This window comes from Protaetiibacter larvae, from assembly GCF_008365275.1.
In the GTDB taxonomy this organism is placed as follows: domain Bacteria; phylum Actinomycetota; class Actinomycetes; order Actinomycetales; family Microbacteriaceae; genus Homoserinibacter; species Homoserinibacter larvae.
The window spans coordinates 1,121,826-1,134,106 of sequence record NZ_CP043504.1 but is presented as its reverse complement, the minus strand read 5'-3'; the positions used below and the strand labels follow the sequence as shown (position 1 = coordinate 1,134,106).

The following is a 12,281-nucleotide window of genomic DNA, read 5'->3' as shown; positions in this document are numbered from 1 at the left end:
CTCAGCCCTCCGACTGCGCCCCGGAGCGGGACCGCGCGACGATCGACGACGCCGTGAAGTTGATGACGAGGGTCACGAGGAAGAGCACGAGCCCGGCCGCCATGAGCGCCGAGAGGGCGAAGTCGCTCGCCTCGCCGTAACGCAAGGCGATGAGCGCCGACACCGAGTTGGTGCCCGACTTGAGCACCTGCCAGTTGATCGTGAAGATCGGCGAGATGATCATGTACACCGCGATCGTCTCGCCGAGCGCGCGGCCGAGACCCAGCATGGTGCCGCCGATCACGCCCCCGCGGCCGAACGGCAGCACGACCGTGCGGATCATGCCCCACCGGGTCGCGCCGAGGGCCAAGGCGCCCTCGCGCTCGCCCACCGGCGCCTGGGAGAAGGCTTCGCGCATGACCGAGGTCATGGTGGGCACGATCATGAGGCCCACGACGATGCCCGCGATGAACGCCGAGGAGGTGAAGTCGCTGTCGCCGGTGAGGGGGGTGCCGTCGTCGGCGGTGACGCGGAACACCGGGATCCACGAGAAGTAGATGGAGATCCACCGGACGACGGGGATCACGTTCTCCTGGAACGACGGCACGGTGTCGATGCCGAGCACATCCACGAGGGCCTTCACTCCCCACAGCCCGAAGACGATCGACGGCACGGCGGCCATGAGATCCACGAGCGAGACGAGGAGGGAGCGCACCCGGCCGCGGACGACCTCGGAGAGCAGCAGCGCCGTGCCGATCGCGAGCGGGAACGCGGTGGCGAGCGCGACGAGGCCGATCGTGAAGGTGCCGAACAGCACCGCGGCGATGCCGAACTCCCCCGTCTCGGGCGACCAGCGCTGCTCGGTGAGGAACCCGAGGCCCGCCACCTCGAGCGCGTCGGCCGCCCGGAGGGAGAGGAACACGCCGACCGCGAGCATCACGGCGACCGTGATGCCGCCGGCGGCGAACGCCGTGCGCCGGAAGACGGAGTCGGCCAGCGAGGGGCGCGGCGCGAGCGTCCGCGGCGTGAGCGGCACCGCGGGCGCCGACTTCTCCACGAGATACGACCGGGCGCTCACTCGCGGTCTCCCCCGGCGGCGACGAGCGCGTCGCCGGCATGATGCGGGTCCGCCGCGAGAAGCTCGATCGCCTCACGCGCGGAACGCAGCGACTCGCGCCGGTCGCGCTCCATCGCATACCAGCGTGCGCAGGTCGCGACCGGCGCGCCCTCGCCGAGCAGCACCCAGCCGTAGCCGCGGCTCGCCTCCAGCCGCACCATGCGCGGCACGAGCGTGTCCCGTGCGGCGAGCAGCGACTGGATGCCCCGTCGGGTGGCGTCGACGCTCGCGAAGCCGGCGGCGCTGCGGGCGAGGACGCGGTGGTTGCCCGCCGAGAGCTGCCAGATGAACACGGGGTCGGCGGAGTCTGCGGCTGCGGAGGCAGGCGCGCCCGTCAGGCGCGAGATGTGGTGGATCCAGGACGCCATCCGCACCTGATCGTTCGAATCGATGCGGATGAACTGGAACCGGGCACCGGTCGACATCGCTCAGCGGCCTCGGATTGCTCGGGTGGTGGCTCCCCGCCGGGGGTGACGAGGCGATGCGAGTCAAAAGGCTGCGTCTGAACCACATCGCCCCGGGGGATGCACGGGCACCCTCGCCCAGGTGAACAAGCGGTAGCGGCGCCCTCAGTCGGTGATGACGCGCGCCCCGTGCACCGGACCGGTCGCCCGCACGACCGTGAGCCGGGCGGCCGAGAGCGCCACCTGCAGCTCGAGCGCGGAATCCACATCCGCGGTGAGGAAGGCGACCGTCGGGCCCGAGCCCGAGACGATGCCGGCGAGCGCCCCGTTCTGCTCGCCGAGCTCGAGCACGTCGGCGAGGGAGGGCTCGAGGTGCAGCGCCGGCGCCTGCAGGTCGTTGTGCATGGCATCGGCGAGCATGTGCGGGTCGCCCGCGCGCAGCGCCTGCAGCACATTCGTCTCGACCGTGGGGCGCGGATCGGCGGGGTAGATGTCCTGGGCGTGCCGCGTGCGATGCTCGTCGAGCTCGCGGTACACGGCGGGCGTCGACAGCCCGAAGTCGGCGAGCGCGAGCACCCAGTGGAAGGTGCCCTGGGCGAGGGCGGGCGAGAGCTCGTCGCCGCGACCGGTGCCGATCGCGGTTCCGCCGGTGAGGGCGAACGGCACGTCGGCGCCCAGCTTGCGGGCGAGCTCGAGCAGTTCGTCGCGCGGCAGCTCGGTGCCCCACAGGGTGTCGCAGGCGAGCAGGGTGGCCGCGGCATCCGCCGATCCGCCCCCCATCCCGCCCGTCACCGGCACGTGCTTCTCGATCTCGATGCGGGCGCCCCCGCCGAAGCCGGTGCGCGCGGCGAGCAGCCGGGCCGCCTTGATGGCGATGTTGGACCCGTCGAGCGGCACCCGCGAGAGCTCCACCGATCCGGTGACCTCGATCGAGAAGTCGGGGGCGTCCGAGACGCGCACGTACTCGTACAGCGACACCGCCTGGTAGGCGATCGCGACGTCGTGATACCCGCTGTCGTCGAGCGTGCCCACCTTGAGGAAGACGTTGATCTTCCCCGGCGCCTTGACGTGCACCGATGCGCGCCCGGAGGTGGTCATTGCTCCACCCTAGGGGAGGGTGGACGCCGCGTTCTCCCCGTGGGCTCGCGCGATCCGCAGGAAGTCCCGCACCGTGAGCTGCTCGCCGCGCGCCGTCGGATCCACGTCGGCGCCCGCCAGGAGCGCGGACGCCGCCTGCGAACCGCCGAGCACGTCGGCGAGCGACTGCCTCAGCATCTTGCGCCGCTGCCCGAACGCGGCATCGACGAGGGCGAAGGTGGCGGCGCGTTCGGCATCCGTGCCCGGAAGCTCGCCACGACGGAAGCCCACGAGCACCGAGTCGACGTTCGGCACCGGCCAGAACACCTGGCGGCTGACGGTGCCCGCGATCGACCACTCGCCGTACCAGGAGGCCTTCACGCTGGGAGAGCCGTAGACGCGGGAGCCGGGGGCGGCGGCGAGGCGGTGACCCACCTCGGCCTGCACCATGACGAGCGCCGACTCGAGGCTCGGCACGGCGTGCAGCAGGTGCAGCAGCACGGGAACCGAGACGTTGTAGGGGAGGTTGGCGACGAGACGCGTCGGCTCGCCGGGAACCTCGTCGACCCGCAGCGCATCGGCGGTGATGACAGCGAGCGGCGCGCCGGGCCGCATCGCCTCGACGGTGAGCGGCAACTGCTCGGCGAGCCGCCTGTCGATCTCGATCGCCGTGACGCGGGCGCCGGTTTCGAGCAGCCCGAGGGTGAGCGAGCCGAGCCCGGGCCCGACCTCGAGCACGTGGTCGCCCGCCTCGACGCGGCCCGCGCGCACGATCTTGCGCACCGTGTTGCCGTCGACCACGAAGTTCTGGCCGAGCTTCTTGGTGGGCTGCAGGCCGAGGCCGTCGGCGAGGTCGCGGATCTCGGCGGGCCCGAGGAGCGCGCTCACGCGGATCCTCCGCGGCCCGCGGCGGCGCCGCCGCAGCTGCTGCCTCCGCGGCCCGCGCATCCCATCTCAAGGAGTGCAGCATCCCATCTCAAGGAGTGGGTGTGACGGGTGTGGCGGGAGTCGACGGATGAGGCGGATCGGGCGCCGAGGCTCCTTGAGATGGGTTGCGCGAGTCCGTGAGATGGGAGTGCAGCGGACGCGCAGCGGCTCATGCGTGACGCTCCGCGCGGCGCTCGTCGGCGACCTCAGGAGCGAACGGGCCGCGGGGGGACTCGACGGGCTCGTCGTCCCAGTGCCCGTACACCGCCTCCGTGTTGGAGGAGATCTGCGCGGCCAGCATCGAGGCATCCGTGCCGAGGTGCGCCGCCATCGCCCGCAAGGTGTGCGGGATGAGGTACGGCGCGTTCGGGCGCCCGCGGAACGGGGTGGGCGTGAGGTACGGGGCATCCGTCTCGATGAGGATGCGGGACCGCGGGATCACCTCGAGCGCGTCGCGCAGGTTCTGCGCGTTCTTGAAGGTGACGGTGCCCGCAAAGGAGAGGTACCAGCCGCGCTCGGCCACCAGCCGCGCGAAATCGGCGTCGCCGGAGAAGCAGTGGAACACGACGCGCTCCGGCGCCCCCACCCGGGCGAGCGTCGCGACCACCTCGCGGTGCGCATCCCGGTCGTGGATCTGCAACGCGAGACCGCGCCGTTTCGCGATCTCGATGTGCGCCTCGAAGGAGCGGTACTGGGCGTCGCGCTCCGCCTCGCCCTCCGTGCGGAAGAAGTCGAGCCCCGTCTCCCCGACGGCGCGCACGCGCGGGCGGGCGGCGAGCTCGTCGATGCCCGCGAGGTGCTCGTCGAGCCGTCCGGTGGCGAGCAGCTCGGGGGCGTCGTTCGGATGGATGGCGACCGCCGCGAGCACGCGCGGCTCATGGGACGCCACCTCGGCGCTCCAGCGCGAGGTCGCGAGATCCGTGCCCACCTGCACGACACCGCGCACGCCCACGCTCGAAGCGCGGTCGAGGTGCTCACGGTAGTCGAGCGGGGTGCCGCCGTCCGCCATCTCCAGGTGGGTGTGGTTGTCGTAGACCGGCACCACGAGCGCCTCGGGAAGAGGCGGGTAGTCCCGGGGCGGCCCGTCCGGAGCCTCCCTCGCGCGCAGGAACGCGTCGGTCACGCGGCTCCGCTGGCCGACGCGGCGCCCACGGCCTCCGGCGCCTCCTCGATACGGGGGAAGAGCGCCTCGAGCGCCGAGATCGTCGACCCGGCGGGCAGCCGCCCCCAGGTGCCCGCCTCCCGCAGCGGCTGGGCGGTGAGCGCACCGAGGCCCGCCTCGGCGCCCAGCGCCGCCCACAGCTTGGCGGTGGCCTGCGGGGTGACCGGGCTCAGCAGAACCGCGAGGGCGCGCAGCCCCTCGGACGCCGTGTAGAGCACGGTGTCGAGCCGCTCGGCACGGGCCTCGTCCTTGGCGAGCACCCACGGCTCCTGCTCGGTGATGTAGCCGTTGAGGGCGTCGACGACCGTCCAGATCGAGGCGATCGCCTCGTGGATGGCGAAGCGCTCGATCGCGGCATCCGCATCCGCCGTCGCCTGGGCGACGAGCTGCTGGATCGCGTGCTCGGCGTCCGTGTCCGCCCCCGGCGCGGGCAGCACGCCGCCGCGGTAGCGCCCGACCATCGCCACCACGCGGGAGGCGAGGTTGCCGAAGCCGTTCGCGAGCTCGGCCTGGTAGCGGGCCGACAGGTCCTCCCAGCTGAAGGAGCCGTCCTGCCCGAAGGAGATGGCGCGCAGGAAGTAGTAGCGGAAGGCGTCCGAACCGAAGGTGTCGGTGATCTGGTGCGGCGCGATTCCGGTGAGCTTCGACTTCGACATCTTCTCGCCGCCCACGAGCAGCCAGCCGTGGCCGAACACCTTGTGCGGCACCGGCAGACCGGCCGCCATGAGCATGGCCGGCCAGATGACGGCGTGGAAGCGGGCGATGTCCTTGCCGACCAGCTGGTAGGCGGGCCAGCGGCGGGCGAACTGCTCGTCGTCGACGCCGTAGCCGACCGCGGTGACGTAGTTGAGCAGCGCCTCGAACCAGACGTAGACGACGTGCGTGTCGTCCCACGGGATCTTGATGCCCCAGTCGAAGCTCGAACGCGAGATCGACAGGTCGGAGAGCCCCTGCTTGACGAACTGCACGATCTCGTTGCGCACGCTCTCGGGCTGCACGAAGTCGGGCTGGGTCTCGTAGAGGTCGAGGAGGGCCTGCTCGAACTGGCTCATCCTGAAGAAGTAGTTCTTCTCCTTGAGGATCTCCACCGGACGCGAGTGGATCTTGCAGACCAGCTGGCCGGCGAACTCGCCCGTCTCGGGCCGTTCGAGGTCGTCGAGCTGCTTGTACTCCTCGCAACCCACGCAGTAGTAGCCCTCGTACTCGCCCGAGTAGATGAAACCGTCGTCGTAGAGCTTCTGCAGGAAGATCGTCACGGCGCGCTCGTGGCGCTCGTCGGTGGTGCGGATGAAGTCGTCGTTGGCGATGTCGATCGTCTTCAGCAGCGGCTTCCAGGCGGACTCGACCAGCTGATCCGCCCACTGCTTCGGCTCGACGCCGTTCGCGACGGCGGTGCGCAGGATCTTCTGGCCGTGCTCATCCGTGCCGGTCAGCAGCCAGGTGTCGTCGCCCGCCTGACGGTGCCAGCGCGCGAGCACATCGGCCGCCACCTCCGTGTAGGCGTGGCCGATGTGGGGCACGTCGTTGACGTAGAAGATGGGGGTCGCGATGAAGAAGGACTCGCCGGACGGCATGGGGTCGAGTCTAGTTGGGCCTGGCTGCGCGTTACGGAGGGGTGGGGCATCCGCACCCCTGGTGCGGTTTCGGCCCGATGGCGCGCTTTCGCGAGTGCCATCCGGCCGAAACAGCACCATCGCGGGCAGGATGCGGCGTAGCGTGCCGGGCGCCGAGGCGGCCGCGTTCCGCGCGGCGCTCAGGGCTTGAGCGCCGCCTCGTAGAGCTCGCGCCGCGAGAGGCCGGTCGCCTCGGCGACCTCGGCGGTGGCGTCCTTGAGGCGGGTTCCGGACGCGGTGAGCGCCCGCACCTGCGCGACGCCGTCCTCGAAGGAGGCGGATGCGGGGGCGGCTCCTGCGACGACGAGCACGATCTCCCCGCGGGCGCCCTCGGCGAAGCGCTCGGCGAGCTCGGCGAGGGTGCCGCGGGCGACCTCCTCGTGCAGCTTGGTGAGCTCGCGGCAGACCGCGGCGCGACGGTCCGCGCCGAACGCGGCCGCGGCATCCGCGAGCGCGTCGCCGATGCGGTGCGGCGACTCGAAGAATACGAGCGTGCGCGGCTCGGCGGCGAGCGCGCGCAACGCAGCCAACCGGCCCTTGCGCGGCAGGAAGCCCTCGAAGCAGAAGCGGTCGGTGGGCAGCCCCGACACCGCGAGCGCCGTCAGCACCGCCGACGGCCCGGGGATCGCGGTGACCGTCACCCCCGCCTCGACGGCGGCCGCCACGAGCGGAAAACCGGGATCCGAGACCGTCGGCATGCCGGCATCCGACAGCACCAGCACATCCACCTCGCGCGCCAGCTCGACCAGCTCGGCGGCCTTCGCCACCTCGTTGTGCTCGTGCAGCGCCACGAGCCGCGGCCGGTTGTCGATGCCGAGCGCGCGCAGCAGCTGCACGGTCGTGCGGGTGTCCTCCGCGGCGATCAGCTCCGCGTTGCCGAGCGCCTCGACGAGCCGCCGGGACGCGTCGCCCAGGTTGCCGATCGGCGTCGCCGCGAGGATGATCACCCCCTCATCCTGCCGCCTCCGGCCAGACCTCGTGCTCGTGCTCCTGCACGTGGAGGCGCCCCGCCCAGCTCGGGTAGGCGTGCGGTTCCTCGCGCGCATCCAGCCATCGCGCGCCCGCCACGGTGATCCGCCGCCCCGACAGCATCCGGGTCTGCCGATCCCAGGTGCACGCCGCGAAGCTCTGGCGTGGGGTGCCCCGATAGGGATGGTCGCCGGTCTCGCCGAGCAGTCGACGGATCGCGCTCTGGCCCGGGCGCTCGGGGAACGGGTACGGGTTCGCGCCCTGACGGATGCCCTCGAGCGCCGCGAGATACAGCGCCGTGTCGTCCGGCGCCTCCTCGAGCCGGGGGTCCAGCAGCAGTTCGACGTGCTGCACGGCGTAGCTGATGGGGTGCACCTGGGTCGCCACCAGGAAGAGCGGCACGCGACGATCGGGGCCCCGCGGCGCCACGCGCATCCGCACCTCGTGCGCGGTGTAGCGCCGCAGCTCCGCGACCAGCTCCTCGATGGTGGCCATCCCCTCTCCCTCTCCCTCTTCCTCTCCCTCTCCCTCTCCCCCGATCTCTCGCCTCAGAAATGCAGGAGATTCCGCTGCCGCATCCGGCCGCAATGCCAGAAGACGGGGGTGTGCCGCAGATTCTCCTGCATTTCTGGCACTCAGGGAGTCGGATGGTGCGCGCGGCTACCATTCCCGCATGACGACGCGCGCCGAGGAGGAGTTCGCGCGCGCGCTCGGCGGGAGCGAGGGACCACGGCCGGACGGGGGCGAGGGACCACGGCCCGGCGGAGGCGAGGGACCGCGGCTCGCGGAACCGGTGACCCTCACCGGGTCGCGGCTCGACGACAGCTGGCAGCGCTGGATGGCGAACCCCGCCGCCCGCCGCGCCTGGGACTGGGGCGCCCCCGCCGCCGTCATCGCGGTCGCCGCCGCCCTGCGGCTCGTCGGCCTCGACCATCCGCAGCAGATCGTGTTCGACGAGACCTACTACGTCAAAGACGCCTACACGCTCGCGCACCTCGGCTACGAGTCCCGCTGGCCGGATGGCGCCAACGCGGCCTTCGCGGCGGGCGACCCCGACGGCTACACGACCGAGCCGTCGTTCGTGGTGCATCCCCCGCTCGGCAAGTGGATCATCGCGGCCGGTATGGCCCTGTTCGGCACCGACAGCGCCTTCGGCTGGCGGTTCGGGATCGCGCTCGTCGGCATCCTGCTCGTCGCGGTCACCATGCTGGTCGCGCGGCAGCTGTTCCGCTCGACGACGCTCGTGGTGGTCGCGGGCGGTCTCATGGCGATCGACGGGAACGCGATCGTCATGAGCCGGGTCAGCCTGCTCGACAGCGCGGTCGCCCTGTTCGCCCTGCTCGGCGCGTCCTTCGTGCTGTTCGACCGCGGGTGGGCGAAGCGTCGTCTCGCCCGCTGGCTCGAGGCGCGCCGCGCGAGCGGGCACGGCGTCGACTGGGGTCCGGCGCTCTGGTGGCGTCCCTGGCTGCTCGCCGCGGCCGTCGCCTTCGGCGCCGCGACGGGGGTGAAGTGGAACGGCGTCTACTTCCTGGCCGTCTTCGGCGTGTACACCGTGGTCTCGGATGCCCTGCTGCGACGGCAGGCGGGCATCGAGTTCTGGGGCTTCGGCGCGCTGCTCAAGCAGGCGCCCATCAACGCCCTGCTGCTCGTGCCGCTCGCCGCCGCCGTGTTCCTCACCACCTGGATCGGCTGGTTCGCGAGCGACAACGGCTACTACCGGCATTGGATCGAGCAGGGTGGCGGTGAGGCGTGGACCGGCGCGCTCGCCTGGGTGCCGACCGCCGCACAGAACTGGTGGCACTACCAGACCGCGATCTACAGCTACCACGTGGGTCTGCAGGTGCCGCACAACTATCAGGCGAACCCGCTCACCTGGCTGTTCCTGGTGCGCCCGACGAGCATGTACTACGACAACGCCGGGGACGGGACCGCCGCCGCGATCCTCGACATCGCCAACCCCCTCATCTGGTGGGGCGGCACCGCGGCGCTCGTCTTCCTCGCGGTGCGCGTGGTGCTCGGGCTGCTGCGCCGCCGCTCGGTGTGGCGGGACGCCTTCATCCTCACCGGCATCGCCGCCGGCTACCTCCCGTGGCTGCTGTACCTGAACCGCACGGTCTTCCAGTTCTACACGATCGCCTTCGAGGCCTTCCTCGTGCTCGCCCTGACGTCTGCGCTCGCGGCGATCGCGGGCAGTCGCGACGACCCGGAGCCGCGACGCACCGCGGGTCTCGCCACCGTGGGCGCCTACCTGGGTCTCGTCGTGCTCGTGTCGCTGTTCTTCCTACCGATGTGGACCGGGATGCCGATGCCGCTGTGGTTCCTGCAGGCCCATTACTGGCTGCGGTCCTGGATCTGAAACACACCGCAACACGTCGCGGGCGCGGTTAGCCTGGACGGATGTCAGACAGCGACGCCACCCCTGAGCCGGCAGCCACCGACCACGCCTGGGGCTTCCGCACCCGCGCCATCCACGCCGGCAACATCCCCGACCCGGTGACGGGGGCTCGAGCGCTGCCGATCTACCAGACGAGCGCCTTCGTCTTCGACGACACCGCGGATGCCGCCGCCCGCTTCGCCCTGCAGAAGTACGGCAACATCTACTCCCGGCTCGCCAATCCCACCGTCGCCTCCTTCGAGGAGCGCGTCGCCTCGCTCGAGGGCGGCCTCGGCGCGGTCGCCACCGCGTCGGGCCTGAGCGCCGAGTTCATCACCTTCGCGACGCTCGCGGGCGCGGGCGACCACATCGTGGCCGCCGCCAGCCTGTACGGCGGCACCATCACCCAGCTCGATGTGACGCTGCGGCGCTTCGGGGTCGACACGACGTTCGTCACCGGCACCGACCCGGCCGACTACGCGGCGGCGATCACCGACAAGACGAAGCTCATCTTCGTCGAGTCGATCACCAACCCCTCCGGCGACATCGCCGACCTGGAGGGCCTCGCCGACGTGGCGCACGCGCACCACCTCCCGCTCATCGTCGACTCCACGGTGGCCACCCCGTACCTCAACCGGCCCATCGAGTGGGGCGCGGATGTCGTGATCCACTCGGCCACCAAGTTCCTCGGCGGCTCGGGCACCACCCTCGGCGGCGTCGTCGTCGAGTCGGGCCGCTTCCACTGGGCGAACGAGCGCTTCCCGCTGTTCGATCAGGAGGTGCCGAGCTACGGCGGCCTCAACTGGCACGGCAACTTCGGCGAGTACGCCTTCCTCACGCGTCTGCGCGCCGAGCAGCTGCGCGACATCGGCCCGGTGCTCGCCCCGCATTCGGCGTTCCTGCTGGCCCAGGGCATCGAGACGCTGCCATTCCGCGTGCAGGCGCACGTCGACAACGCGCGCATCGTGGCCGAGTGGCTGGCGGCCGATGACCGCGTCGAGTTCGTCAACTGGGCGGGCCTGCCCACGCATCCGCACTTCGAGCGCGCACAGCGGCTGTTCCCCAAGGGGCCGGGTGCGGTGTTCAGCTTCGGGGTGAAGGGATCCGCCACCGCCTCCTCGCGTGCGGTCGGCCAGCGCTTCATCGAGTCGGTCGACCTCGCGAGCCACGTCGCCAACATCGGCGACGCCAAGACCCTCGTCATCCACCCGGCGTCCACCACCCACGCCCAGCTCACCGAGCAGCAGCTGCTCGACGCGGGGGTCGTGCCGGGTCTCGTGCGCATCTCGGTCGGCATCGAGGATCCGGAGGACATCCTCTACGACCTCGACCAAGCGCTGACCCGCGCGGTGAAGGGATAATCGGAGCATGTCTGCCGTCGCCGAAGCCCCCGGCACCTCGCTGGTCGAGCCCGCCGAGACCACCGTCAACCTGCAGAACGGGCTGTCCTGCTCGATCCCCTCCGACTCGCCGCTCGCCAAGCTGCTGCGCTCGAAGCGCACCTGGGTGGGGCCGAGCGCGAAGGAGCGCCTGGGCATCCTGCGCAGGGCGAAGACGGTGGCGATCGTCGGTGCCTCCCCGAACCCGGCCCGGAGCTCGTACTTCGTGGCGACCTACCTGCAGCAGTCGAGCGACTACGAGCTCTACTTCGTGAACCCCAACGCGACCGAGATCCTCGGGCAGCCGGTGTACAAGTCGCTCGCCGACCTGCCGGTGGTGCCCGACATCGTGGATGTCTTCCGTCGCGGCAGCGACATCCCGCAGGTGATCGACGAGGTCGTCGCCGTCGGTGCCACGACGATCTGGGTGCAGCTCGGCATCTGGAACGAGGAGGCCGCCTACTACGGCGAGTCGAAGGGTCTCACCGTGGTGATGGATCGCTGCATCAAGGTGGAGCACGCCCGCTTCCACGGCGGGCTGCACCTGCTGGGCTTCGACACCGGCCAGATCACCTCGCGCAAGACGATCCGCTGACGCGGCCCGCACCGCTGCGCGCTGTCCGCGGCGATCGAGGAGCCGCGCAGCGGCGCAGCGAGATCCCCGCGTTCAGCGCCCGCCGCGGATCTGGTTGCGCGCGCCGTTGTCGGTGACGAGTCCGATCGATCCGCGGGCCGTCACCTCGTTGTCGTTGCCGTTCACGACCACCGCACCGATGTCGCCGGTCGCGTCGAGGTCGTTCCGGTCGCCCGAGATCTCGATCTTGCCGACCGAGACGGAGTCGACCTCGTTGTCCTGTCCGGCGATCGTGAGGAGACCGACCGAGCCGGTGTCGACCTCGATGTCGGTTCCCCGGATGGTGAGCGTGCCGACCTCGCCGACGGTCACCTCGATGTCGTTGCCCTCCACGATGAGCTCGTCGCAGTCGCCGATGCGGTGCTCACCCGCTTGGTTGATGACGAGCGGCGCGACGCACTCGTCGCCGGATGACGCGGGCGGCTCGCTCGGCGACGGTTGATCCGACGGCGCGCCCGATGCATCGGCACTGATCGATGGCGACGGGGACGGCCCGAGGTCGGGGGCGAGCACGCAGCCCGACAGCAGGGCAGCACAGGCGACCAGCACCGGGACCGCGACTCGACGGCTCATGCGGCCAGCCTAGGACCGCACCCGATTACCGGATATTGCTTCCTGGTCGTCGCACGCCCTCGCGCGGGTTTAG

Annotated in this window: 12 protein-coding genes; 3 read left to right on the top strand and 9 right to left on the bottom strand. The window is 71.3% G+C overall.

Annotation, left to right across the window (positions count from 1 at the left end):
- Position 1: 1 nt before the first annotated feature.
- From pstC to FLP23_RS05285, 8 genes are all read right to left on the bottom strand, one after another.
- Positions 2-1,057: a phosphate ABC transporter permease subunit PstC gene (gene pstC, locus FLP23_RS05320; RefSeq protein ID WP_246140068.1), complete on the bottom strand. Its 1,056-nt coding sequence runs from the start codon at positions 1,055-1,057 to the stop codon at positions 2-4.
- The gene (locus FLP23_RS05315) at positions 1,054-1,521 is read right to left on the bottom strand and encodes a hypothetical protein (RefSeq protein ID WP_149324902.1); all 468 of its coding nucleotides are present in this window, start codon (positions 1,519-1,521) and stop codon (positions 1,054-1,056) included. Before FLP23_RS05315 ends, pstC begins: the two co-directional genes overlap by 4 nt.
- 144 nt (positions 1,522-1,665) lie before the next feature.
- A complete protein-coding gene (locus tag FLP23_RS05310; RefSeq protein ID WP_149324901.1) occupies positions 1,666-2,598 on the bottom strand; it encodes a 4-(cytidine 5'-diphospho)-2-C-methyl-D-erythritol kinase in 933 nt (310 codons plus the stop codon).
- A 9-nt stretch (positions 2,599-2,607) separates the two neighbouring features.
- Positions 2,608-3,465: a 16S rRNA (adenine(1518)-N(6)/adenine(1519)-N(6))-dimethyltransferase RsmA gene (rsmA, locus tag FLP23_RS05305; protein WP_149324900.1), complete on the bottom strand. Its 858-nt coding sequence runs from the start codon at positions 3,463-3,465 to the stop codon at positions 2,608-2,610.
- Between the two features lie 208 nt (positions 3,466-3,673).
- Positions 3,674-4,627: a TatD family hydrolase gene (locus tag FLP23_RS05300; RefSeq protein WP_149324899.1), complete on the bottom strand. Its 954-nt coding sequence runs from the start codon at positions 4,625-4,627 to the stop codon at positions 3,674-3,676.
- A complete protein-coding gene (gene metG / locus FLP23_RS05295; protein ID WP_149324898.1) occupies positions 4,624-6,240 on the bottom strand; it encodes a methionine--tRNA ligase in 1,617 nt (538 codons plus the stop codon). The genes FLP23_RS05300 and metG overlap by 4 nt, the downstream gene beginning before the upstream one ends.
- A 179-nt stretch (positions 6,241-6,419) precedes the next feature.
- A complete protein-coding gene (gene rsmI, locus FLP23_RS05290; RefSeq protein WP_149324897.1) occupies positions 6,420-7,226 on the bottom strand; it encodes a 16S rRNA (cytidine(1402)-2'-O)-methyltransferase in 807 nt (268 codons plus the stop codon).
- Between the two features lie 4 nt (positions 7,227-7,230).
- A complete protein-coding gene (locus FLP23_RS05285; RefSeq protein WP_149324896.1) occupies positions 7,231-7,743 on the bottom strand; it encodes a hypothetical protein in 513 nt (170 codons plus the stop codon).
- Positions 7,744-7,921: 178 nt separating this feature from the next.
- Between FLP23_RS05285 and FLP23_RS05280 the strand changes: the two genes are divergently transcribed.
- From FLP23_RS05280 to FLP23_RS05270, 3 genes are read left to right on the top strand one after another with little or no spacing between them, the layout of a single operon-like run.
- On the top strand, positions 7,922-9,604 hold the full coding sequence (locus tag FLP23_RS05280) for a dolichyl-phosphate-mannose--protein mannosyltransferase (protein ID WP_149324895.1): 1,683 nt from the start codon (positions 7,922-7,924) through the stop codon (positions 9,602-9,604).
- Positions 9,605-9,645: 41 nt separating this feature from the next.
- On the top strand, positions 9,646-10,983 hold the full coding sequence (locus tag FLP23_RS05275) for an O-acetylhomoserine aminocarboxypropyltransferase/cysteine synthase family protein (protein ID WP_149324894.1): 1,338 nt from the start codon (positions 9,646-9,648) through the stop codon (positions 10,981-10,983).
- A gap of 7 nt (positions 10,984-10,990) precedes the next feature.
- Complete coding sequence (locus tag FLP23_RS05270) at positions 10,991-11,596, top strand: CoA-binding protein (RefSeq protein ID WP_149324893.1); 606 nt, start codon at positions 10,991-10,993, stop codon at positions 11,594-11,596.
- A gap of 72 nt (positions 11,597-11,668) precedes the next feature.
- Here the strand turns inward: FLP23_RS05270 and FLP23_RS05265 are convergent, their stop codons facing one another.
- Complete coding sequence (locus tag FLP23_RS05265) at positions 11,669-12,208, bottom strand: DUF3060 domain-containing protein (protein ID WP_149324892.1); 540 nt, start codon at positions 12,206-12,208, stop codon at positions 11,669-11,671.
- Positions 12,209-12,281 lie beyond the last annotated feature (73 nt).